23 protein-coding genes and 1 tRNA gene are annotated in these 23,581 nt (G+C 68.1%); 10 read left to right on the plus strand and 14 right to left on the minus strand.

Annotated features, from left to right (window positions below; all coding sequences use genetic code 11):
* Positions 1–20: 20 nt before the first annotated feature.
* Positions 21–1,490 (minus strand): cryptochrome/photolyase family protein, encoded by a 1,470-nt coding sequence (locus BFF94_RS34425; RefSeq protein ID WP_219140365.1) that lies wholly within the window; start codon positions 1,488–1,490, stop codon positions 21–23.
* Positions 1,491–1,526: 36 nt separating this feature from the next.
* On the opposite strand from BFF94_RS34425, the gene BFF94_RS34430 reads away from it, so the two are divergent.
* From BFF94_RS34430 to BFF94_RS34440, 3 genes are all read left to right on the plus strand, one after another.
* Positions 1,527–1,676 carry a hypothetical protein gene (locus tag BFF94_RS34430; RefSeq protein ID WP_162285591.1) on the plus strand — a complete coding sequence of 50 codons (150 nt, stop codon included), beginning with the start codon at positions 1,527–1,529 and terminating at the stop codon, positions 1,674–1,676.
* 207 nt (positions 1,677–1,883) lie between these two features.
* Positions 1,884–2,363, plus strand: coding sequence for an SRPBCC domain-containing protein (locus BFF94_RS34435; protein WP_128849838.1), 480 nt, complete (start codon positions 1,884–1,886; stop codon positions 2,361–2,363).
* 13 nt (positions 2,364–2,376) lie between these two features.
* Positions 2,377–2,829: a nuclear transport factor 2 family protein gene (locus BFF94_RS34440; RefSeq protein WP_128849840.1), complete on the plus strand. Its 453-nt coding sequence runs from the start codon at positions 2,377–2,379 to the stop codon at positions 2,827–2,829.
* A gap of 63 nt (positions 2,830–2,892) precedes the next feature.
* On the opposite strand, the gene BFF94_RS34445 is transcribed toward BFF94_RS34440, so the two are convergent.
* From BFF94_RS34445 to BFF94_RS34460, 4 genes are read right to left on the minus strand one after another with little or no spacing between them, the layout of a single operon-like run.
* Positions 2,893–3,873 (minus strand): acetyltransferase, encoded by a 981-nt coding sequence (locus BFF94_RS34445; RefSeq protein WP_219140360.1) that lies wholly within the window; start codon positions 3,871–3,873, stop codon positions 2,893–2,895.
* A gap of 17 nt (positions 3,874–3,890) precedes the next feature.
* The gene (locus tag BFF94_RS34450) at positions 3,891–4,682 is read right to left on the minus strand and encodes an SDR family oxidoreductase (RefSeq protein ID WP_128842200.1); all 792 of its coding nucleotides are present in this window, start codon (positions 4,680–4,682) and stop codon (positions 3,891–3,893) included.
* A gap of 42 nt (positions 4,683–4,724) precedes the next feature.
* Positions 4,725–5,918, minus strand: a complete 1,194-nt coding sequence (locus tag BFF94_RS34455; protein ID WP_128842201.1) for a sulfotransferase family protein — start codon at positions 5,916–5,918, stop codon at positions 4,725–4,727.
* Positions 5,915–7,024, minus strand: a complete 1,110-nt coding sequence (locus BFF94_RS34460) for a DUF1214 domain-containing protein (RefSeq protein ID WP_128842202.1) — start codon at positions 7,022–7,024, stop codon at positions 5,915–5,917. Before BFF94_RS34460 ends, BFF94_RS34455 begins: the two co-directional genes overlap by 4 nt.
* Before the next feature lie 214 nt (positions 7,025–7,238).
* Here BFF94_RS34460 and cysD point away from each other — a divergent pair, with 214 nt between their 5' ends.
* The 5 genes from cysD (at position 7,239) to BFF94_RS34485 (ending at position 14,009) form a co-directional block, all read left to right on the plus strand.
* Positions 7,239–8,135, plus strand: coding sequence for a sulfate adenylyltransferase subunit CysD (gene cysD, locus BFF94_RS34465; protein ID WP_128842203.1), 897 nt, complete (start codon positions 7,239–7,241; stop codon positions 8,133–8,135).
* Positions 8,135–10,033 (plus strand): sulfate adenylyltransferase subunit CysN, encoded by a 1,899-nt coding sequence (gene cysN / locus BFF94_RS34470; protein ID WP_128842204.1) that lies wholly within the window; start codon positions 8,135–8,137, stop codon positions 10,031–10,033. The genes cysD and cysN overlap by 1 nt, the downstream gene beginning before the upstream one ends.
* 138 nt (positions 10,034–10,171) lie before the next feature.
* On the plus strand, positions 10,172–11,359 hold the full coding sequence (locus BFF94_RS34475) for a helix-turn-helix transcriptional regulator (protein WP_128842205.1): 1,188 nt from the start codon (positions 10,172–10,174) through the stop codon (positions 11,357–11,359).
* Between the two features lie 246 nt (positions 11,360–11,605).
* Positions 11,606–12,973 (plus strand): MFS transporter, encoded by a 1,368-nt coding sequence (locus tag BFF94_RS34480; RefSeq protein ID WP_128842207.1) that lies wholly within the window; start codon positions 11,606–11,608, stop codon positions 12,971–12,973.
* On the plus strand, positions 12,960–14,009 hold the full coding sequence (locus BFF94_RS34485) for a lactonase family protein (protein WP_128842208.1): 1,050 nt from the start codon (positions 12,960–12,962) through the stop codon (positions 14,007–14,009). The genes BFF94_RS34480 and BFF94_RS34485 overlap by 14 nt, the downstream gene beginning before the upstream one ends.
* A 48-nt stretch (positions 14,010–14,057) precedes the next feature.
* On the opposite strand, the gene BFF94_RS34490 is transcribed toward BFF94_RS34485, so the two are convergent.
* Positions 14,058–15,095 carry an AraC family transcriptional regulator gene (locus tag BFF94_RS34490; protein WP_128842209.1) on the minus strand — a complete coding sequence of 346 codons (1,038 nt, stop codon included), beginning with the start codon at positions 15,093–15,095 and terminating at the stop codon, positions 14,058–14,060.
* A gap of 226 nt (positions 15,096–15,321) precedes the next feature.
* On the opposite strand from BFF94_RS34490, the gene BFF94_RS34495 reads away from it, so the two are divergent.
* Positions 15,322–16,440 carry a fatty acid desaturase gene (locus BFF94_RS34495; RefSeq protein ID WP_128842210.1) on the plus strand — a complete coding sequence of 373 codons (1,119 nt, stop codon included), beginning with the start codon at positions 15,322–15,324 and terminating at the stop codon, positions 16,438–16,440.
* A gap of 15 nt (positions 16,441–16,455) precedes the next feature.
* On the opposite strand, the gene BFF94_RS34500 is transcribed toward BFF94_RS34495, so the two are convergent.
* The 8 genes from BFF94_RS34500 to BFF94_RS34535 all read right to left on the minus strand — a co-directional run bounded on the left by BFF94_RS34500 (position 16,456) and on the right by BFF94_RS34535 (position 23,251).
* Positions 16,456–17,076, minus strand: coding sequence for an HAD family hydrolase (locus tag BFF94_RS34500; protein WP_128842211.1), 621 nt, complete (start codon positions 17,074–17,076; stop codon positions 16,456–16,458).
* A 133-nt stretch (positions 17,077–17,209) separates the two neighbouring features.
* Positions 17,210–18,082: a hypothetical protein gene (locus BFF94_RS34505; RefSeq protein ID WP_219140361.1), complete on the minus strand. Its 873-nt coding sequence runs from the start codon at positions 18,080–18,082 to the stop codon at positions 17,210–17,212.
* Positions 18,083–18,133: 51 nt separating this feature from the next.
* Positions 18,134–18,790, minus strand: coding sequence for a TerD family protein (locus BFF94_RS34510; RefSeq protein ID WP_128841960.1), 657 nt, complete (start codon positions 18,788–18,790; stop codon positions 18,134–18,136).
* 100 nt (positions 18,791–18,890) lie between these two features.
* Positions 18,891–19,907: a DUF475 domain-containing protein gene (locus tag BFF94_RS34515; RefSeq protein WP_128841961.1), complete on the minus strand. Its 1,017-nt coding sequence runs from the start codon at positions 19,905–19,907 to the stop codon at positions 18,891–18,893.
* Positions 19,908–19,952: 45 nt separating this feature from the next.
* Positions 19,953–20,699 carry a VWA domain-containing protein gene (locus BFF94_RS34520; protein ID WP_128841962.1) on the minus strand — a complete coding sequence of 249 codons (747 nt, stop codon included), beginning with the start codon at positions 20,697–20,699 and terminating at the stop codon, positions 19,953–19,955.
* A gap of 11 nt (positions 20,700–20,710) precedes the next feature.
* The gene (locus tag BFF94_RS34525; RefSeq protein WP_128841963.1) at positions 20,711–21,805 is read right to left on the minus strand and encodes a toxic anion resistance protein; all 1,095 of its coding nucleotides are present in this window, start codon (positions 21,803–21,805) and stop codon (positions 20,711–20,713) included.
* Positions 21,806–22,158: 353 nt separating this feature from the next.
* Entirely contained in the window at positions 22,159–22,575 is a 417-nt protein-coding gene (locus BFF94_RS34530; protein WP_128841964.1) for a hypothetical protein, read from the minus strand.
* A 46-nt stretch (positions 22,576–22,621) separates the two neighbouring features.
* Entirely contained in the window at positions 22,622–23,251 is a 630-nt protein-coding gene (locus tag BFF94_RS34535) for a LysE family translocator (protein ID WP_128841965.1), read from the minus strand.
* Between the two features lie 186 nt (positions 23,252–23,437).
* On the opposite strand from BFF94_RS34535, the gene BFF94_RS34540 reads away from it, so the two are divergent.
* Positions 23,438–23,528, plus strand: a tRNA-Ser gene (locus tag BFF94_RS34540).
* Positions 23,529–23,581 lie beyond the last annotated feature (53 nt).

The following is a 23,581-nucleotide window of genomic DNA, read 5'->3' on the forward strand; positions in this document are numbered from 1 at the left end:
CGCGCCGCGAGGGCCGGCCGTCAGCGACGCTTCGGCAACGCGGCCAGCGCATCGAGCGCGCGGCCGCGCGCGGCGGCGTGATCGACGAGCGGCACCGGATAGTCGATGCCGAGCCGCACGCCGGCCGCGTCGAGTTGCAGCGGCGACGCTTCCCACGGCGCGTGGATCGACGCGGTATCGAGGCCCGCGAGTTCGGGCACCCAGCGTCGCACGTATGCGCCGTCCGGGTCGAACTTCCGGCCCTGCGCGACCGGATTGAAGATGCGGAAATACGGTGCGGCATCGGCGCCGCAACCGGCCACCCACTGCCAGCTCGCCGCGTTGTTCGCGGGATCGGCATCGACCAGCGTATCCCAGAACCACGCTTCGCCCGTGCGCCAGTCGACCAGCAGATGCTTGACCAGGAACGACGCGACGACCATCCGCACGCGGTTGTGCATCCAGCCGGTCGTCCACAGCTCGCGCAGGCCCGCATCAACGAGCGGATAGCCGGTCAACCCGCGCTGCCATGCGCGCAGTGCGGCAGGATCGTCGCGCCACGGCATCGCGTCGAACTGCGCGCGGAAGTTGTCGGTCGCGAGCGCCGGGAAGTAGTACAGCAGCGCATAGCTGAATTCGCGCCAGCCGAGCTCGCTCAGAAACTTGTCGGCGCACGCCGCGCCGCCCGCGTGCGCGGCGCCCTGCACCGCGTGCCACACCTGTCGCGGCGACACGTTGCCGAAGCGCAGGAACGGCGACAGCCGGCTCGTCGCGGGACGGTCGGGACGGTCGCGCGCATCCGCATAGCCGGCAAGCGATGCCGTCAGGAACGCGTCGAGCCGTTCGTGCGCACCGGCTTCGTCGGGCGCGGGCCACGCGTCGCACAGGCCGCCGGCCCAATCCGGCGCATGCGGGCGCAACGCAAGCGTGTCGAGCGCCAGCGCACGGTTGCGCACGGCTTCCGGCCATGGATGAAACGCGATCCGTTCCGGTTCCGGCAACGGTGCGGCGACCGTGCGATCGCGGCGCGCCGCACGCCAGTAAGCGGTGAACACCTGGTACGGCGCGCCGCTGCCCGTCAGCACCTCCCATGGCTCGTTCAGCAGGCTGCCGTTGCTGCTCTCGACCGTGACGCCGCGCGTCTTGAGCGACGCCTTCAGCGCCGCATCGGCGTCGCGCTGCGGCTGCGCATAGCGACGGTTCCAGTACACGGCTTGCGCGCCCGTGTCGTGCACGACACGCTCGATCTCGCGCTGCGCGTCGCCGCGCAACAGCAGCAGGCGCCCGCCATGACGCGCAAGCGCGGCGTCGAGCCCGGCCAGCGACCCGTGCAGCCACCAGCGCGCCGCGCCGCCTGGCGGACGCCCCGCGCCGTCGCCCGTGTCGTCGACGAACACGCATACGAGCGGCCGGCCCGACGCCGCCGCACGCGTCAGCGCGGGCTGGTCGGTCACGCGCAGATCGTCACGGAACCAGACGATCGCGGGAGCAATGGACGACTTGGCAAGCACGAGCACCTCGATGCGGAAGACGGAACGGAACACGTATTGTCGTGGCTGCGCCGCATGGTGTCGACGCTCGAAGCGCCGGAGCCGGAGCCGATCCCGATCCCGATCCCGATCCCGATCCCGATCCCGATCCCGATCCCGATCCCGACGATGATCGCACTGCCTCGCACGCCCGGTGAAACGCCTTAGTCCATTCCGACGATTCTTCGCCGCGTCGGCCGGCCTACGCTCGATGTCGGGTGCGCCGCGATGCGCGTCACGTGCCGGCCGCTACCGGCACCGCGCGTCCCGCCCCACCCTCGCCACGCGCGCCGGCCCGCTGCCGGCGCGGACCTTTCCGACCGCTGCGGCGCCCGGCCAGCCGGGTGCGCACGCAGCCTCACCCGATACGCCGCCATGACCCAACCCTCGAATCTCGTCACCTCGATCACCGTCGATATCGACGCGCCGGCCTCCGTCGTCTGGGAGGTGCTGACCGACTTCCCGCGCTACGGCGAATGGAACACGTTCTGCGTCGGCTTCGAAACGACCGGTAAGCTCGGCGATTTCGTGCACATGCAGATTCGCATTCCGGGCACGGAGACCGTAATTCCCGTCAGCGAGACCCTCGTCGCCTGCGAGCCCGAACGCCTGCTGTCGTGGGAACAGCGACCGACCGACGACAACAAGGATGCGGCGCGCCGCGACCAGTACATCGACGCCGACGGCGCGGAGCGCTGCCGCTATTTCACGACCGACCAGTTCCTCGGCGTCAACGCGGACACGATCATGCAGAACCACGGCGCGTGGGTGAAACAGGGTTTCGACCAGTGCGCGCGCGACGTGAAACAGCGCGCCGAAGCACTGCATGCGGCACGCCGGCGTCAAAACGCCTGACCGGGAGCGGCCGATGCCCGATCTGCAAGCACTGTCCGATCATCACGACATCCGCGAGCTGGTCGTCGCGTATTCGAGCGCGATCGACTCGCGCGACTTCGACGCGCTCGACGCTGTGTTCACGCCCGACGCGGCGATCGACTATCGCGCGATGGGCGGCATCGCCGGCCGCTATCCGGTCGTGAAGGCGTGGCTGCGCACCGTGCTGCCGCAGTTTCCGCAGTACCAGCACATGGTCGGCAACCTGTCGATCCGGCTCGACGGCGACACCGCGCGCGGCCGTACGATCTGCTTCAATCCGATGGAAGTCGCGCTGCCGGACGGCGGCACGCAGGTGATGTTTCTCGGGCTGTGGTACGTCGACCGGTTCGTGCGCACCGCGCAGGGTTGGCGCATCGCCGAGCGCGTCGAGGCGCGCTGCTATGGCCACAACGTGCCGGCCGTGCTCGCGGGCGCGACCGGCTGATCCGGCCACACGACGCGCGCGCCGTGCGATGGCTGCACGGCGCGCGCGTCGCCGGTCGCTGCGTCAATCGAGCCGGAACGCCGCCTCGAAACGCTCGGCGAATGCGTCGAATTCGGTCTCCGGCAGATGGTTGATGCCGCCCGCGCGCTTGCGCCCGCCGCCCGTCGGGAAGCCGCGGCAGAACTCGTCGGCTCCGAGCGGCCGGCCGTCGGGCACGCGCACGCTGACAACGAGCCCGCCGCCCGCGCGCGGCGACAGCACCGCGAGCGCCGCATGCGGCGCGTTGCGCATCCGCTCGTTCGCGAGCATCCCCGTCGCGCGCCGCGCCCACGGATGATCAGGCATCCGGACCAGCGTCGCGCCCGGCACCTCGCGCAGCGGCACGAGCGCGCATGCGCGCGCCATGTCGTCGCGGTAGCCGTCGCGCAGCGCGGCGAACACGGCGGTCTCGCGCACGAAATCGAGCGGATCGACGCACGGCAGCATCGCATCGGCGAGCGCAGCCGGATCGAAGTGCAGATCGCCGACGCACTCGCCGTACGCGTTGTAGTTCAGGTAAAGCCCGAGTTCGGCGAGCGTGCAACGTTCGGCCTCGTCGATCCCGTGCTCGCGCGCAAGCGCGTCGCCGAGCGCCGGCAATTCGTCGCCGAATGCCGCGACGATCGCCCAGCGCACGTGCCGGCCGCCGAGATGGCGGTTCACGATCTCGCTCGTGCAGACGTCGGCCGCCGTGTCGATATGTGCGTCGAAGCGCGGATCGTCGGGCAGCGCGCCCGCGAAGTGATGGTCGAAATAGCGGACCGTCGCGCCGCCGCGCAGCAGCCGCGCGCATGCGTCGCGATTCTGGTCGTGCGACACGTCGAGCACGGTGACGATGTCTCCCGCGTGTGCATCGATCCGCTCGAGCAGCTTGATGTCGCGCTTCACGCCGGTCACGAGCGTGCCGCGCTCGCCCTCCGCAAGCCGCAGTTGCTGGAGCGCGCACAGGCCGTCCGCGTCGCCGTTGAACGCGTAGAAATGCCGCGCATGTTGTTTTTCCTGCATGATCCGTTGCTCCATCGTCAGGGCATGAAATCGCCGCCGTTCGCGTCGAGCGTCGCGCCCGTCACCGCGTTCGCGTAGTCCGACGCGAGGAACAGCGCCGCGCGCGCGCAATCGTCGTCGGTCGGCAGCTTCGCGAGCGCGATACCGGACGCGATCGGCGCGACGATCTGCTCCTCCGTCATCCCGTATTCGGCGGCCGCCTGCCGGAAATACGCCTGCGTCGGCACGCCCCACATCCAGCCCATGTGGATGCTGTTCGCGCGAATGCCGTGCACGCCGAGTTCGCGCGCCAGGTATTTTGCCGCAACCGCGAGCGCCCCCTTCGATACAGCGTAGCCGCCTTCCCCTGCAAATGGCTTGCGGGTCGCCTGCGTGTTGATCATCACGATCGCGCCGCGCTTGCGCCGCTTCATGTGCGGCACGACTTCCTGCGTGAGCGCCATCGTGCCGAACACGTTGGTGTCGAACACCGCGCGCCAGCCGTCGAGGTCGGCTTCCTCCACCGGCTCCGGAAACGCACCGTGCACGAATGCGCTGTTCACGAGCGCATCGATCCGGCCGAAGCGCTCGACGGCCTGCGTCGCGAGTTGCCGGCATTGTGCACGGTCGGTGATGTCGGTCCTGATCTTCAGCACGTCGCAGCCGACACCGAGTGCGCGAATCCGCGCTTCGGCATCGTCGAGCTTTTCCATCGTGCGCGCCGCGACGACCACGCCGCGCGCGCCCTCCCGCGCCGCCTCGACCGCGAGCTTCACACCGAGCCCCGGCCCGATCCCGGAAATCACGACGATCCTATCTTTCAGCAACATGGCTTGTCTCCTGGTTGGTCGTTCGTCTCGCGGGTGTGGCCGTCAGCCGACCGCCCGCAGGTGCCGCGCGCGATACGCGGCGAAGTCGTGCGCGAGCTGCGCATCGGTGAAGCCGAAACGCGCGATCGAATAGTCGTGCGCGGCGCGCTTGTCGCGGCCGTTGCGCGCCATCCAGTCCGTCATCGCGGCGCGCTGCCGCGCATCGAGCGGCATGCCGGCGAAGCCGTACACGGCCTCGGCGACGCCGAGCGGATTCGATACGGTGTCCTCGAACCGCACGTCGAGAAAGCGGTCGGCCGGCAGTGCGTCGCGCGCGGCCATCGCCGCGCCGATCGCGCGCGCCATCCCCGCGTTCCACTGCGCGCCGACGGCGAGCGGATCCGGATCGTCCGCATACATCTGCCACAGCGTGTGCGCCATGCTCGCCATCGACGGAATCGTCTGCGCCGGGTCGCGGTGCGTGAGCACGACCTGCGCGTGCGGGAACACGCGGCACAGCACGTCGAGCGCGTGCAGGTGCTGCGGCGTCTTCAGCAGCCAGCGCCCGGCCGGTGCGACGCCGCGCCGCGCCTTCTGCCATTGCAGGAACTGCAGCATCCGCTTCAGGTACGTGTAGACCGGCGTGAGATCCTGCTTCGCGAGCCACGCCGTATAGCGCGGCACGTTCGCGTACGAATCCATCGCGCACACGAACGAGTGCTCCATCAGCATGAACTCCTCGTCGGCGAGCATCGCGTCGAGCGGATGGATCGTCAGGATCTGCGGAATGCAGTCGATCATCGTCGCGACCTCGGCCTGCGCACGCGCGATCCGCACGGCCGGCGCGTCGAGCGTCTCGCCGGCGAGCGGCGCCGGGTAGCGCGTTTCCCACCACGCCGCTGAATAAAACCGCGGGTCGACAGCCAGGAGCCGCTGCAGCAGCGTCGTGCCCGTGCGCGGCAGGCCGACGATCACGAGCGGATCGTCGATCGCGATGTCCGCGATCTCCGGATGGCGCCGGAAGTAATCCTCGACGACGAGCCGGTTCACGAGCTGGCCGACGAGCTTCTCGCGCATCATCTCCGCGCCGCGCGCGGACAGCGTCGCTTCGTCGATCAGCGACGCGCACATCACGTCGAGCGCCCCGCGATACGGCCCGCCGCCGAACGCGGTGAGCCCGCCCGTGCGCGACACGGCCTCGGCGATCAATCCGTCGGCGGCGAGCAGCGTGCGGATCCGGTCGAGCGGCGCGTTCATGCGGGCTCCTTCAGCGTGGCGAGCTTCACGACGCGCGTGCGCGGATGCACGGGTTGCGCGGCGCCCACCCAGCGCCAGCAGATCGTGCCGGTGCGATGCCCGGCCGTATCGAGCCAGTTCGCATCGCCCGGCCGCGCTGCCGCGACGACCACCGTCACGCCGCCGTCCTCGTTCAGCCGCGCGCCGTGCTTGTTCACGCAGATGTCGAAGTGCCGGTAGTCGAGCGATTCCATCCAGTAGTTGTTGAGCTGCACGTTCCAGAAATCGCAGTCGGGCACCGTGTCGACGTCGATCACGAGCGCTTCGTCATCGTCCAGCGACCAGCACGAGTGGTAGTAGTAGATGTTCGGGTCGCCGCCGACCGACTGGCACAGCGCCTGGTCGGCGGGTGGCAGCGCGTTCACGTGCGACCGGTAGCTCGCGGCCCAGTCCGCGAACAGCTTCGACGTCTGCTCGACGAACTGCGCGGCGCGCGTGAGGCCGCCCTGCAGCACGAGCGGGTCGAGCGGCGCCGGGCGCTCCTGCGCGCCGATGCGCTCGATCCTCAGTTGCGCGGGCGTCTCCGCGCGCCGGTCGAGGAAGGTCTGGCGCACGAGCAGCGCGTTGGTACCCGGCTCCATGCGCACCCAGTTGCCCGCGCGCGGAGTTTCGCCCAGCACGATCTCGAAGCTGCCGTCCGGCGCGATCTCGAGCTGCTTCGCGTCGAGAAAGCCCGTCTGCAGCATCTTGCCGTCGGTCTCGTAGCCGCCCTTCTGCGTGCCGAAGCTCAAGTACGCGACCGTGCCGCGCCGGCCCGTCACGCGGTATTCGCAGCGGCCGTCGAGACGCGCGTACTGGTACAGGTTGTCGGGATTGTCGGCGCCGATCTTCGCGGTCTCGTGCGACGGCGAGAAAAAGCCGGGCCACGCGCCGTCCGCGAATTCGACGTGCATTTCGAGCGCGATGCGCATCAGCCGGCTCAGGTAGCGGAACCCTTCCGCGCGCGTCAGCGGATCGTCCGGCGCCTCGGCGCGCAGGATCTGTTGTCCGCTGCGTTTCAGGGTGTCGCAGAAATCGGCCCAGGTCTGGCCCGAAAGCAATTGCGTGGCACGGGTGTCGTCCGTCATGTGTCGTCTCCGCCGATGGTCGAGCGCTCACCTTAAGCGCCGGCGCCGCGCGCCACTTCGTCCGGGTGGACTAAGGAAAGATCCGCTGGGCCGCCACGCGACGTGTTAGTCCACCCGGACGAAGAGCGGTACGCCTGTCGCTCGATACCGTTGGCGTCATGCACGAAACGCCGCACATGTCGCGCGGCGCCGGCATGAAACAAGGAGACGAACGATGTTGACCCACTTGGAGCGGCTGGAGGCCGAAAGCATCCACATCATGCGCGAGGTGGTCGCGGAGAGCGAGAACCCGGTGATGCTGTATTCGATCGGCAAGGACAGCTCGGTCATGCTCCATCTCGCGATGAAGGCGTTCTACCCGGCGAAGCCGCCCTTTCCGCTGCTGCATGTCGATACGACCTGGAAATTCCGCGAGATGATCGCGTTCCGCGACGAGACGGCCGAGCGCCTCGGCCTCGACCTGCGCGTACACATCAACCCCGACGGCGTCGCGAACGATATCAACCCGTTCACGCACGGCTCGGCCGTGCACACCGACGTGTGGAAGACTCAGGGGCTCAAGCAAGCGCTCGATCACTACGGCTTCGACGCCGCGTTCGGCGGCGCGCGCCGCGACGAGGAGAAATCGCGCGCGAAGGAGCGCATCGTGTCGCTGCGCTCGGAGCAGCACCGCTGGGACCCGAAGCGCCAGCGTCCCGAACTCTGGTCGCTGTACAACGCGCGCAAGCGCAAAGGCGAAAGCCTGCGCGTATTCCCGATCTCGAACTGGACCGAGCTCGACATCTGGCAGTACATCCAGCTTCACGACATCCCGATCGTGCCGCTCTACTTCGCGAAGGAGCGGCCCGTCGTCGAACGCGACGGCGCACTGATCATGGTCGACGACGAACGGCTGCCGCTGCGCGACGGCGAAGTGCCGCGGATGCGCAAGGTGCGCTTTCGCACGCTCGGCTGCTACCCGCTGACGGGTGCGATCGACAGCGACGCGACGACGCTCGACGGCATCCTGCAGGAGATGCGCGAGACGCGCACGTCCGAGCGCCAGGGGCGCCTGATCGACAGCGATTCGGCCGGTTCGATGGAGAAGAAGAAACAGGAGGGATATTTCTGATGGCACACGTACTCGTCGCACCCGATGCGCCCGCGACCGGCGACGCGCAATCGCAAGACAAGGACCTGCTGCGCTTCATCACGTGCGGCAGCGTCGACGACGGCAAGAGCACGCTGATCGGCCGCCTGCTCTACGAATCCAACATGCTGTTCGACGACCAGCTCACGCAGCTCGAGGCCGATTCGAAGAAGATCGGCACGCAAGGCGGCGAACTCGATTTCGCACTGCTCGTCGACGGCCTGTCGGCCGAGCGCGAGCAAGGGATCACGATCGACGTCGCATACCGCTTCTTCGCGACCGCGCGGCGCAAGTTCATCGTCGCCGACACGCCCGGCCACGAGCAGTACACGCGCAACATGATCACCGGCGCGTCGACCGCCGATCTCGCGGTGATCCTGATCGACGCGCGCAAGGGCGTGCTTGCGCAGACGCGCCGCCACAGCCATCTCGTCGCGCTGATCGGCATCACGCGCGTCGTGCTCGCGATCAACAAGATGGATCTCGTCGACTACGACCAGGCCGTGTTCGAGCGCATCGACGCCGACTATCGCGCGTTCGCGGCGGAGCTCGGGCTGTCGGACATCGTCAGCATCCCGATGTCGGCGCTGCGCGGCGACAACGTGATCGTGCCGAGCGCGCGCATGCCGTGGTACACGGGCCCGACGCTGATGCAGCATCTCGACCGCCTGCCGCTCGCCGCGCGCGTGACGCGCGACGAACCGTTCCGGCTGCCCGTGCAGTGGGTCAACCGCCCGCACCTGAACTTCCGCGGCTACGCGGGCAGCATCGCGTCGGGCGAGATCCGCGTCGGCGAGCGCGTGCGCGTGCTGCCGTCCGGCAAGGAGAGCCATGTTGCGTCGGTGATCACGCCAAGCGGCGAAAGCGACATCGCGCGCGCCGGCGACGCGGTGACGCTCACGCTCGCCGACGAGATCGACATCAGCCGCGGCGACCTGATCGCGCGCGCGGACGCGCTGCCCGAGGTGGCCGACCAGTTCGAGGCGACGCTCGTATGGATGCACGACGAGCCGCTGCTGCCCGGCCGCCCGTATCTCGTGAAGCTCGGCACGCAGACGGTCGGTGCGACCTGCGCGACGCCGAAGTACAAGGTCGACGTGAACACGCGCGAGCATCTCGCCGCACGCACGCTCGCACTCAACGAGATCGGCGTGTGCAACCTGAGCTTCGACCGGCCCGTCGCGTTCGATCCGTACGACCGGAACCGCCACACCGGCGGCTTCATCGTGATCGACCGCTTCACCAACGACACGATCGGCGCCGGGATGCTGCACTTCGCGCTGCGCCGCGCGCACAACGTGCACTGGCAGGCCGTCGACGTCGATCGCGCCGCGCGGGCCGCGCAGAAGGCGCAGACGCCGCGCATCGTGTGGCTGACGGGGCTGTCGGGCGCCGGCAAGTCGACGATCGCGAACCTCGTCGAGAAGCGGCTGCACGCGCTCGGCAAGCACACGTACCTGCTCGACGGCGACAACGTGCGGCACGGGCTCAATCGCGATCTCGGCTTCACCGAGGCCGATCGCGTCGAGAACATCCGGCGCGTGGCCGAAGTCGCGCGGCTGATGCTCGACGCGGGGCTCATCACGCTCGTGTCGTTCATCTCGCCGTTCCGCGCGGAACGCGACATGGCGCGTGCACTCGTCGGCCCCGGCGAGTTCGTCGAAGTGTTCGTCGACACGCCGCTCGCGATCGCCGAGGAACGCGATCCGAAGGGCCTGTACAAGAAGGCGCGGCGCGGCGAGCTGAAGCACTTCACGGGCATCGACTCGCCGTACGAGCCACCCGCGCAGCCCGAGCTGCGCGTCGACACGGTAGCCGAGTCGCCGGAACAAGCGGCGGACCGCATCGTCGCGTACCTGCTGCGCGAGCGCGCGGCGTAAGCGCCGCATGCGGGCGGCCCGGCGATTTCACGGATGCCCGCATGCCCGCGTCGTCTACTCCGTTCGGATGACGCGGGCCGCCGGCCGGCCGGTATGCTGGTTCGGGAACACCTCATCCCGACCAAGGAGAACACGAGCATGCGGATCGCGCTGGCGCCCGGCGACACGGCCGCGCACGACGGTTTCGACGACGCGGCGTGGACTGCGCGCGAACTCAGCGCGTGGCTCGGGCTCGTTTATCAGGGCCCGTCGGAAGCGACCCCGTGGGCCGGCTTTCTCGAAGCGGTGCGCGTGCGGCTCGACGCGCGCTTCACGACACTCGTGCTGCGCAATCCGGGCGGCTCGCGGCACGGGCTCATCATCAACGCATCGGCGCACGGCCCGCTGCTGCCCGGCGAGCCGTCGTACAGCGAGCAGTTCTACGCGCTGTGCCCGTTTCTCGACCACCCGCCCGGCCAGGTCTTCACGGCCGACCGGCTGTTCGGCGAAACCGCGTGGCGCGCGCATGATTTCTACCGGCAGTACCTGCAGCCGCTCGACCTGCGCTACATCCTCGGTGCGAACCTGCGCGGCGAGCGCGGCGTCGAGTGCGCGTTCTTCGTGAGCCGCGCGCACGGCGGCCGCGATTTCGACGCGGCCGAGCGCGCGCAGGTCGCGACGCTGCTGCCACACCTGCAGCGGGCGGTCGAGCTGCACGCGGCGTTCGACGTGCTCGATGCCGAACGCGCGCTGTACGCGGGCACCGTCGACCGGCTCGATGTCGGCACCGCGATCGTCGACGAGGACGGCCGCGTGATCAAGCGCAACCGCATCGCCGAGCGGCTGATCGAGCAGCAGGACGGGCTGTGCGTGCGCCAGGAGCGGCTCCACGCGTCGTGCCCGCTCGACGAGCGCCGGCTGCAGAAGGCGCTGCAGGCCGCGCTCGAGCATTTCCGCGCGGGCGCGCTCGCGCGCATCGAAGCCACCACGCTGTCGCGCCCCGGCGGCGCGATGCCGTTGAGCGTGCTGCTGCGCCCGCTCGCGCCCTACCGCGGCGCCGAGGACCGCCAGCACCGGCCGGCCGTCGCGGTCTTCGTCCGCGATCCGGCGTCGTCGCCGCAGACGTCGCGCGACATGCTGCACCGGCTGTTCCGGCTCACGCCGATGGAAACCGAAATCGCGCTGCTGCTCGTCGACGGGCTGACGCTCGACGAGGCCGCCGCCGCGACGGGCATCACGAAGAACACCGCACGCGCCCACCTGCGCGGCATCTTCGCGAAAACGGGTGCGACGCGGCAGGCCGTGCTCGTGAAGACGCTGCTCAACAGCGTCGTGTCGATGGCGTAGCGGGCCGCGACCGGACACACCGGCCGACCTGCGCTATCTCATTCTATGTCATACGTCATCAGACATTGTCGAATGACAGCCGATCTCATGACATTCCCCAATATCCAAGAAATTTCCGGGTAAACCCGCGACGTCTTCACCGACGCGCAGGCGTACCATGTCATACGACGACATACTACATCGACCGCCACCCGGATGCCGACGCGGGCCGCCGCCCCGTCCGCCGCCGACCGACCGGAGACACCCTTGAACCCGCCCTCGCCCGCCCTGTCCGGACGCGACCCGCTCGCGTCCGCCGTCTCGAAAGTGAAGTGGCATGTGCTGCCGCTCGTGCTGATCATGTTCATCGCGAACTACATCGACCGCGTGAACGTCGGCTTCGTCGATCGCCACCTCGAAGCATCGATCGGCATTGGTGCGGCCGCGTACGGGCTCGGCGCCGGGCTGTTCTTCGTCGGCTACGCGCTGTTCGAAGTGCCGTCGAACCTGCTGATGCAGCGCTACGGCGCACGCGTGTGGCTCGCGCGGATCATGGCGACGTGGGGCATCGTCGCGGCCGCGATGGCGTTCGTGTGGAACGACACGTCGTTCTACGCGCTGCGCTTCCTGCTCGGCGTGGCCGAGGCCGGCTTCTTCCCCGGCGTCGTGCTGTACCTGTCGCAATGGCTGCCGCCGCAGGAGCGCGGCAAGGCGATGGCGATCTTCCTCGGCGGCTCCGCGTTCGCGTCGGTGCTGTCCGGGCCCGTCACCGGCGCGCTGCTGTCGATCCGCGGCTTCGGCCTCGAAGGCTGGCAATGGATGTTCCTGATCGAAGGGCTGTTCTCGGTCGTACTGTGCGGCGCGAGCTGGCTGCTGCTGAAGTCGCACATCCGCGACGCGACGTGGCTCACGGCCGACGAGCGTGCAGCGCTCGAAACGGCGCTCGACGAGGAGCGCGCGACGCGCGACATGCGTTCGAACGTGCCGGTGCGCGCCACCGCGCTGCTGCGCGATCCGCAGATCATGCTGTTCTGCTTCCTGTATTTCTCGATCCAACTGACGATCTACGCGGCCACGTTCTGGCTGCCGACGATCATCCGCAAGATGGGCGGCCTCACCGATTTCCAGGTCGGCCTGTACAACACGATTCCGTGGATGATCGCGATCGGCGCGATGTACGGCTTCGCGGTGCTGTCGTCGAAGTGGAAGCACCCGCAGCGCTGGCTCGCGTTCGCGCTCGTGCTCGCCGCGTGCGGGCTGTTCGCGTCGACGTCGCACGATCCCGTGTGGTCGTTCGCGTCGATCTGCTTCGCCGCGCTGGGCTTCAAGGCCGCGTCGTCGCTGTTCTGGCCGATCCCGCAGGGCTATCTCGACACGCGCGTGGCCGCGGCCGTGATCGCACTGATCAACTCGGTCGGCAACCTCGGCGGCTTCGTCGCGCCGACGGCATTCGGCTATCTGAAGCAACATACGGGTTCGATCACGGGCGGGCTGTATGCGCTCGCGATCGCCTCCCTCGTCGCCGCGGTCGCCGCGCTGTTCGCCCGCACGCACCGGCGCAGCGATCCGCCGCGCGGCCTGCCGGCCGACGAGTCCTTCACAAACGCTTCGATGCTCCGCCATGCCGAACACTGATCGCCTGACCGTCGTCGTCTCGAATGCCGTCGACGGCAACCTCGCCACGTTCTCCCTCGCCGACGACGGCGCGCTCGCGCCGCTCGCCCGCTACCCCGCCGCCGACCTCGCAATGCCGATCGCCGTGCAGCCCGATCGCGCGCGGCTCTACGTCGCGACGCGCGGCGAACAGCCGACGATCGTCGCGTTCCGTGTCGCACCGGCCACCGGCGCACTCGCGCGCATCGGCACGACCGCGATCGACGCGAGCCACGCGTACCTGTCGCTCGACCGCAGCGGCCGCTGGATGCTCGGCGCATCGTACGGCGGGAATTCGCTGAGCCTCTACGACGCCGCGCGCATGCGCGACGGCGACGGCACGCCGCTGCAGGTCGCGGGCGGCATCGCGAACGCGCACGCCGTCGTCGTGTCGCCGGACAATCGCTTCGCGTATGTCAGCTCGCTCGGCTCGGACCGCGTGTTCAGCTTCGCGCTCGTCGAGGACGCAGCCGGCCTGCGCGCGCTCGAACACGGCGAAACGCGCGTGCCGGCCGGCTTCGGCCCGCGTCACCTGCAATTCGCGCGCGACGGCCGCGCGCTCGTCGTCGTCAGCGAATTCCAGGCCACGCTCGCGACCTTCGTGCGCGATCCCGATACCGGCCGGCTCGGCGACGCGCACGTGAGCGCGCGCCACCCGGCCGTCGCCGAACTCGCGCAAGGCCATGCGCGGCCGCCCGCGCCCGCCGAACCGTCCGTCTGGGCCGCCGACCTGCACCTGACGCCCGACGAGCGTTTCGCGTATGTCAGCGAACGCACGTCGAGCCAATTGCTCTGCTATCGCCGCACCGACGACGGCACGTTCGAGCCCGCGCACGCGACCACCACCGAGACGCAGCCGCGCGGGTTCGCGATCGACCCGTCGGGACGCTGGCTCGTCTCATGCGGCGAACAGTCGGAACACGTGTCGGTGTACGCGATCGCGCCGCACGACGGCGCGCTGTCGCCGCACGCGCGCGTGCCGGGCGGGCGCGGTGCGAACTGGATCGCGATCGTCTGACGAGGCAAAGCCTGCGCAGGATCCGCGCCGGCCGGTGCATCACCGCGTTCAGCGCCGCTCGCTCGGCGCGACGCCCGTCCAGCGCTTGAACGCGCGCGTGAAATTGGCGCGGTCCGTATAGCCGACGCGCGCGGCGATTTCGTCGACCGGCAGCCGCGTGCCCTCGAGCAGCCGCAGCGCATCGCGCAGCCGGATCTCGTCGAGCAGCGCCGTATAGGTCGCGCCGTACTCCGCGAGCTTGCGCTTGAGCGTGCGCGCCGATACATGCAGCTCGCGCGCGACATCGTCGACCGACGGATAACCGCCCTCGCCGCAGATCAGCAGGTTGCGCACACGCTCGACGATGCTTTCCGCATAGCCGAGCCGCGCGAGTTCGGCCTCGCACTGCTGGACGATCATCTGCGCGGTCTGCGCGTTCGCGGTGCCGATCGGCTCGTCGAGCAGCGCGGCGTCGCAGCGGATGCGGTTCGCGCTCGCATCGAAATGGCAGCGCGGCAGCCGGGCGCGATAACGCTCGAACCACGGCGGCTCGGGCCATTCGAAATGGAGTTCGGCGCGCGACTGCAGCGTGCGCCCCGGCGCCGGATACAGCAGTGAATTGAACAGGATCGCAGTCTCGACCAGGAAGTTCTCGACCGCGAACTGGCGCAGCCGGCCAAGCGGAAACGCTTCGAGCACGTCGATGTCGACGATTCCGTCGAGCTGCGCGAGCCGCACCGAGAAGAACGGCACGCGCGTTGGCAGGTAGCGGATGCCGAGCGCGATCGCCTCGCCGAGCGTCGCGCAGCTCATCAGCCCGAAGCCGATCAGTCCCGCTTTCGTCAGGCTGCTGCGCAGGCCGATCTCGATCGCAATCGACGGGTCGTCCGTCGCGTCGAGCAGGTTGAACACGATCGCCGCCTGTTGCAGCGGCGTGATGCGCGCATCGGGCTGCGCGAGCCGGCCGCGCTCGACGCCCGAGCCGGCAAGGATGCGGCCGCCGTCGATGCCGCGCTCCTCGGCCAGCATCAGCATGAACAGCGCATACGCGGACGACACCGTCGCCTTGTTCAGCGGGCGCGCGGCATCCGGGGCGGACAGGACCATGCGGCGGACTCCGGAGCGGTTTCGGCGGATTGTAGCGTCGCTGGCCCGCAATGACACCGCGGCGGCACTCTAGCCGTGCGACATGCGATCCGGCTTCTGCCCAACCGCCATCCTGGCCCGAAATGACACCACCATTGGCACCGGCGGCCCTCGCGTGCGGTCCGGCGCGCGCCTATGCTTGTCACATCGGCATTGCGCCCCACTCTTTCCGCAGGAATTCCGGTCGATGAGCCAACCCGCACGAACCGTCTTTCGCCACGATGCGGACAAGGTCGCGTACGTCCGCCGCGAGGTCAACGCCGCGAGCGATGCGATCCGCGCGCGCTTTCCGCTGCTCGACCACCAGAACCTCGTCGGCGCGACCGTGATGGCCGCGTCGGTGAGCGCGATGCTCGCGATCGCGTGGCTGTATGCACACGGCGCGATCGCGTGGTACGTCGCGCTGCCGCTCGCCGCATTCGTCACGTCGCTGATCCACGAGCTCGAGCACGACCTGATCCACCTGATGTACTTCAAGAAGACGCCGTGGGCCTATCACCTGATGATGGCGCTGTGCTGGCTCACGCGGCCCGGCACGATCAACCCGTGGACGCGGCGGCGCATGCACCTGCATCACCACAAGGTGTCGGGCGGCGAATCGGATCTCGAGGAATTCGGCATCACCAACGGCGAACGCTGGGGCGTGAAGCGCCTGCTGATGATCGCCGACGGCATGCTCGCCGTCGTGCTGCGGCCGGCCGCGATGCGGCGCAAGGTGAAGCAGTATGTCGCCGCGCAGCCGGTGCAGGATGCGGCCGAGCGCATGCAGTTGCGTGCCGAGCAGGTGTCGTCGTACATGCCGGTCGGTCACCTGTACTACGCGCTGTGGCACGCGTTCATCGTCTATCACGTCAGCCTGTTCGCGCTGCATGCGTTCGGCCATGCGGTAACGGTGCCGGCCGTCGTCGAGCGCGCGATGGGCGTCGTCGATTTCCTCGCGGTGGTGTGGCTCGGGCCGAACTTCGTGCGCAGCTTCTGCATCAACTTCGTCAGCTCGAACATGCATTACTTCGGCGATATCGATTCGCGCAACGTGATCCAGCAGACACAGGTGCTCAACCCGTGGTGGATGCTGCCGTTCCAGCTGTTCTGCTTCAATTTCGGCAGCACGCACGCGATCCATCACTTCGTGGTGCGCGATCCGTTCTACATCCGGCAACTGACCGCGCGAACCGCGCATGCGGCGCTGCGCGAAGTCGGCGTGCGCTTCAACGACGTCGGCACGTTCGCGCGCGCGAATCGCTGGGGCGCTTATCGCCCTTATCGCCCGTCTCGCGGCACGCGCAACGCGCAGGCCGACGCGTAACGCCGGCGCGCCGCATCAGCCGCCGATCGGCGGCATCGGCCCCTGCCCGCGGATCCACGACCAGTTCGCGAGCTCCGCCATTTCCTTGTCGCCGCGGCTGTCGCCGTACGCGAACAACTGCTTCGGCGGCCGGTTGCCCCACCACCCGCGCAATCGCACGACCTTCTGCGGCCCCCAGCAGTTCTCGCCGTCGAGCCGCCCGGCAAATGCGCCGCGTTCGAACGCAAGCCGCGTCGCGAGCACCGCATTGAAGCCGGCCGTCTTCGCCCACTTCTCCAGATACAGCGACGGCGACGCGCTGACCAGCACGACCTCGTGCCCGCGTGCCTGGTGCTCGCGAATGCGTTCGAGCATTTCCGGACGCACAAAGCGCGGCAGGTACGTGTCGACGAACGTGCCCGCCAGCGTGTCGAGTGCGTCCTTGCGAACCGCCCCGAACGCGAACGATGCGAACTTCGCCTTCGCGTCGCCGCGCGACAGCAGCCCGGCCTTCATCGCGACGATCCACGGCAGCGCGCGCAGCCCGGCCCATGCGAAGCGCGGCGTGCCGACCGCATAGCGGACGAAATGGCGGAAGCTGTCGGTAGTCGTGATGGTGCCGTCGAAATCGAATGCGGCGACGATGCGGTCAGTCATGGAGAATCGGCTGGAAAGCGATGAGATGCCCGGGAAGATAGCAGACTCGCGCCGTCAAACGCGAAATGGCGTGACGCAGCGTGGCCCGCGCAGCGAACATGCGCGCCGAAGCCCGCGTGCTCGTGCCGTTTGCTCAGCGCTGCGGCCGCGCGGCCAGCGCCGCCGGCAGCACGACGTTCATCAGATGATCGGCGCGCGACAGCAGATCGGTCACGCGCTCGTCGAGCCCGCGCAGTTGCGCCGGTTGCATCCGGATCTGCTGGACGGCCTGCCCGACGATGTTGCGGCGGTCGAACAGCGTGCGCTCGACGCCCGCATCGTCCGGCGCGCGCACGACGTCCGACACCGCGCTCAATGCCGCGAGCACGACCACGAGGTTTTCTTCCGCGTGGCGGACCTTCGCGGCGAGATCCTCGGTGCGGCGCGGGAAGAAGCCGAGCGACTGCTTGAGCGCGCCGAGCGCCGCGCGGTAATCGACATGGCCCGACGCCGCGCCGAACCAGCGTTCGAACATGCCGGCCTTGCGCGTCGCCTGCGCGAGCATGCCGGCCATCATGTCGGCCGCGCCGAGTTCGTTGAATTCGCGCGTCGTCGCCGCGACGGCTTCGACGAGGTTGCCCGCCGTCTCCAGCGCGCCGTCGCCGATCGTCGCGATCGTCGCGAGCTTGAGCGGCACCAGTTGCCGGATGTGCCGCTCGATGCGCGGCGCATAGTCGGGATAGAGATTCGGGAAGCCGGCCTGTGCGGCGCGGAAGCACGCTTCGAGCTGCGGGTGGTTCGATTCGCCGAACAGCGCGCGGCCGAGCGCATCGGCGGGCGCCGCTCGCACGGCCTTGTCGGGCGCCGGCCCGAAGTCGAGCGCCTGCGGCGCCGGCCGCTCGGGCTCGGACGCACGCGCGGCCGGCGCACCGGCCGCGGGCGGTGCGTCGAACGCAAGACGCCCGGGCGTGCGCTCGGGCGTCGCATCGAACTCGAGCCGCTTCGGCTCGTCGGACGGATTCGTCATCGCTGCATCCTGCCCGGCGCGGCGCTCACGCGCACGCCGGGCTGCCGCCAGTCAGACCGCGCCACCGTAGGCGCGGACGAAATCGCCCAAGCCACGGTTGTAGCCGGCGCCGACCGCCTTGAACATGAAATGGCCGTCGCGGCGATAGAAGCTGCCGACCTGCACCGACGTCTCCATCGAGAAGTCTTCCTCGAGCGCGTACTTTGCGATCACCGCGCCCGACACCTCGTCGGCGATCTGGATGTAGCTGTTGCGAACCTGCCCGAAATTCTGGCGGCGCGCTTCGGCCTGGTCGATCGTCACGACCACCGAGATTTCCTCGACGTCGGCCGCGAGCTTCGTCACGTCGATGAAGATCACCTCGTCGTCGCCGCCGCCGCTGCCCGTGCGGTTGTCGCCGCTATGCACGACGCCCAGGCACTTCGACGCGGGCATCCCGCGCTTCGGGAAATCGTCGCCCGGCTGGATGAAGGTTTCCTTGCGCTCCATCGTGCGCACTTCGCTGTTGTAGAACACGAAGTGCTGATCCGAGATCAGCTTCGGATTGCTCTGCGCGTCGTACTTGCACAGGAACACCGACACGTCGAGATCGAAATCCGTGCCCGTGTCCGTCGCGTTCGCGTCCCAACCGAGACCGATGCGGAATTTCTGCGTGCCGGGCGCTTCCTTCGACAGGTTGACGCGACCGCCTTTCGACAAATTGATCATCTGAACCTCTTCTGCTGGAACCGCCGTTGCGCCGGCGGCTATGCCGGGCCGCCCCGCGCGGCCCCTCGTTGATGGTGTCCGTGCCGCACGCGACTCGTGCTTATTCGCTCGCCACCGCGGTCCGGTCTTCCCGGCGCTGCACGACGATCGACGACCACACGGCCGCGGCGATCATCGCCGCGCCGATCAGGCCTGTGACGACCTCGGGCACGTCGAACTTCACGCCGACGAACATGATCGTCGCAAGCGCGCCGATCGCCCAGAACGCGCCGTGTTCGAGATAGCGGTACTGCGCGAGCGTGCCCTTCTTCAGCAGCACGAGCGTCATCTCCCGGATATAGGCCGCGCCGACACCAAGGCCGAGCGCGATCAGGAAGATGTTGTTCGACAGCGCGAACGCACCGATCACGCCGTCGAAGCTGAACGACGAATCGAGCACTTCGAGATACATGAAACCCGCGACGCCTTCACGCACCACGCGCGTGCCCGTCTCACCGCCGCCGACCAGGTCGCCCACCCCGTGCGCGATCACGAAGCCGATCACGCCGAACGCGCCCGCGAGCAGGAAGCTGACCTGCTCGGCCGCCGGCACGTAGAACGACGCGACGATCACGATCGCGAGCGTCAGCGCCACTTCCAGCGCCGTGATGCGGCCGAGATGGCGCATCGGGCCTTCGAGGAAGCCGATCCAGTGCTCGTCCTTCTCGGTGTCGAGCATGAACTTGAAGAACACCATCAGCAGAAACGCGCCACCGAACGCCGACACCTCGTGATGCGCGGACGTCAGCACCGCCGCGTACTTCTCCGGCGATTCGATCGCGAGCGTCAGCGCGTCCCACAGGCCGATATGGCCGATCACCGCGACGATCAGCAGCGGGAACACGAGCCGCATGCCGAACACCGCGACCGGCAGGCCGAACACCATGAAGCGGTTGCGCCACTTCTCCGACCAGTTCTTGAGCACCGATGCATTGACGACCGCGTTGTCGAGCGACAGCGAGATTTCGAGCACCGACAGGACCGCGACGATCAGCATGTCCTTCACGCCGCCGAGGAGATAGGCTGCGACCAGCGCGAGCACCGTGAGCGACAGCGGGATCTTGAAGTCTTTCAACATGATGTGAGTAATCGAGTTCTGGAAAAAAAGGCGTGCGGGGCGTGCTTACTTCGCGCGCACCCAGTTGCAGAATTCCTGCGTGATCAACTGTTCGTAGATCTGCTCGTCGCTGACGTCGAGCGATTCGAGATGCAGGAAGCCGACGTTCGGCATCTCGTCCGCGATTTCCGCGAGGAAGCCGAATTCGTCCGGATCGCCGACGCCGACGAGCGACCAGTACAGCGGAAAGTGCTGCGACTCGGCCAGCAACTGGCGCACGCGCTTGCGGTCGTTCTTCGGATTCTGGCCGTCGGTGACGAACAGCACCCAGGCGGGCAAGTGGCCGTTCACCGGCGCGGATGCAGCCGGCGCGGGCGTCTCGTCCGCGCCGCCGAACAGCCGGCTCAGGAAGCCGCGTTTCTCTTCGCGCTTCGGCTCCGGCTCCGGCGCGCGGAAGAAGAAGTCGACGATGTCGTTCATCACCGGCGCGTACTGCGTGCCGCCCCACTTGTCGATCCGCGCTTCGAGCACGTGATCGGAGATATACGAGCCGTAGTTGTCCGGCGTCGCGGTCGGCAGGCGGTCGTAGCCTTCGGTGAAGGTCCACGTGTCGACTTCGCCGTTGTCGTCGAACTTCAGCGCGATGCCGAGGATCCGGTCGTGCGTCTCCTGGATCACGCCCGACTGGTACAGCGGCTTCGCGGAGCCCGAGATGTCGAGCGCCGCGCCGACGCGCACGACGGGCGGCTTCAGGATCTGGCGTTTTTCGAGGACGATCGCGACCTTCGCCGCGCGTTTCTCAAGCGTAATCATGCGGTGTTCTCTCAGTTGTGCTTCGGAGCGAATCGGGTGATCAGGTCCTGTTCGAGCTGGCGCAGGCGCGGTGCGTCCTGCTCGCGCTGGCGCTTGCCGTCGGCGATGATCTGCGTGATGTCGTCGAATGCGCCGAACAGCTGCTGCTGCGCATATTCGAACGTGTCGGTCGAGATCACCGGGCGCTGGCCGAGCTTCGCGACTTCCTGCGCGTTCTGGCGGTTCAGATCGGCCTGTGCGCGGATCGCCTCGTCGGCCGCGTCGTACGTCGCGTTCGCGAGCGCCGCCGCGCGCTTCGTGCTGAGCTGCTCGAGGTAGAGCGCGAACGCATTGGTCCACGCGGGGATCAGCACGGTCTTGATCGTCATGAACTTCGACGTCAGCGTGCGTTTCTGGTCCTGCTCCATCCGGATCTGCGGCGCGAGCTGCTTCGACATCAGCATCGCGCGATCGAGGTCGTCGAGCTTGCTTTCGAGCGCGTCGACCTTGCGCTTCACGTCGAGCAGGCGTTGCGCGCCGAACGCGTCGTCCACCGGCTGCGGGCCGGCCGCGAGATGCGCGCGCAGCGTCGCGAGCGCCGTTTCGCCATGCGCCTTCGACTGCGCAAGCTCCTGGTGCAGCGCGTAGTTGTCGTTGTACATCCGCTCGAGCTCGTCGATGCCGGCCTTCTGGCGCTGCGCATGGTTCTCGAGCTCGACGACGAGCGTGTCCATCCGCTTACTCACCGACTCGTATTGCGACAGCAGCTTTTCCTTCGTCGAGCGGAACAGCCGCGTGACCTGCGTGAGCAGCCCGCCCTTGTCGGCACCGCGCGGGTCGAGCCCCTTCGCGGTCGCGATCAGCTCGTTGAGCTTGTCGCCGAACTGGTCGGCGTCCGACGCGCGAACGCTCGCGAGAATCTGCTGGGAGAAGGCGGCGATCCGCGTGCCCTGCGTCGCGCCGAGCTGGTCGATCTCGTCGACGGTGATCAGGCGCGCGTGCTCCGTCGGCTGCGCTGCCGGCACGACGATGTTGGCGGCGGCAGGCACGGCGACGGGTGACAAAGACGGGGCGGAAGGACGAGCGCTGACCGCATCGGATTTGTTGTCGTCGAATAGCGGCTTCATGTGGCTACCACGTTCCTTTTCTGCTTTTTTGCTACGTGTTGTCGTGCGCGCTAGGCGCGCATCCGCGATTGCCGTCGTGCTCTCTCACGGGCGGCAGACGGACAATAAATGGCACGGGCGCATTGCGTCAAGGGAAGGAATTCTTTCAATTTCCATTCATTTTGTAATGCGGCGTGCTGACGCGATGCCCGGCCGTCGCCGGCCCTGCCGCCATGCGTCTTGGCCGCGCGGGATTCGGGCACATTCAGGCTTACATGTCTGATCAATGCGAAAGAAAATTGAAATCGCCGGTATTGGCGGATTTCAAACGGCGCGCTTGCGCGGACGAGACGCTCGCGAGCGCCGATCGCGCGTCACCGATCCTGCACGCGATTCATGCCGAGCCGAGGCAGGACGAACGGCACCGATCGGTCACGAATCGTGAAATCCCATCGTCCGTCGATATCGACGAACGTCGCGCTGAAATGCCGGTCGTCGGCCCATGTCATGCCGTCCAGATGGCACGACGCGACCATCGCGCCGACCGTGCGCCGCGCGAGTTCCTTTAACGGATTCTTCGACACGAGCGTGAACGTGACGGCCTCCTCGAACGGGCAGTCGTAGTCGGTCACGAGCAGATACGCGGCCGGCGTCTCGAACTGGCGGAGCAGCACGTAGCCGGAAACGGCGAGATCGGAACGCACGCCGTCCACGAGCACATGCGTGCGCGACGGCCAAGCTTCGTACGGTCCGTCGTGCGTTGCGAGCGTAAAGCGATCGACCGGCTTCATCGTCGCGCCGGCTGCCGTTATGCCGCTTTCCCGATACATCGCTGCTTCAGTGCTCGGCCTTGCGATACAGCGCAATGTACCCCGCGAGCATCAGCAGCAGCGACCCGCTCACGCGGTTCAGCCACTTCTCCCCGGCCGCTTTCCACACGCGCACCGAATGCACGCCGAGCAGCGCGTAACCGGTCATCCCGATCACGTCGATCGCGACGATCGTCGCCGCCAGGATCGCGTACTGCGGCGCGATTGCCTGCGACCGGTCGACGAACTGCGGCAGCAACGCGGACATGAACAGGTAGTACTTCGGGTTGCTCATCGCGACGAAGAAGCTCTTCAGAAAGGCGGTCCTGCGATCGGGCGTGGCGGGCACGCATTCCTGCGCGGCCGTGGAGCGACCGCTCGACATCAGCATCCGGATGCCCACATACGTGAGCCACGCCGCACCGAGCAGCTTCAGCGTCACGAACGCCGTTTCCGACGCGTCGAGGAGCACGCCGAGGCCGAACCCGACCAGCGCGACGAGCACGACGTCGGCCGTGACGGCGCCGAGCATGCCGACCATCGCGTGACGCAATCCGTATCGCGAACCGTTGCTCATTGCGAGCAGCACCGTCGGGCCGGGCGTGGCGACGCCGACGGACAGGATCAGGGCAAAGGCGAGCAAGGCGGAGAGCGACATGGCGTGGCGTTCCTTCTGATGACTGAGCCGGAAAATGCAGGCGGACGGGGAATGATCGCACGGTAGCGCGACCGCTCGCTCGACGGTTCTCTGACAGGCGGCGGAACCCGCGGCCCGTCCGGTTTGCACGGATCGTCGGAGGGAGTGGCGGGCTGCCGCCAGAGTTTGCTATACTCTCGGTCTTCCGGAGAGATGGATGAGTGGTTTAAGTCGCACGCCTGGAAAGCGTGTATAGGTTAATCGCCTATCGGGGGTTCGAATCCCCCTCTCTCCGCCAGAATGCATGACGCCCCCTGATTTCCCGAGAAATCAGGGGGCGTTTCATTTGGG

The sequence above is a fragment of the Burkholderia catarinensis genome, assembly GCF_001883705.2.
Taxonomy (GTDB): domain Bacteria; phylum Pseudomonadota; class Gammaproteobacteria; order Burkholderiales; family Burkholderiaceae; genus Burkholderia; species Burkholderia catarinensis.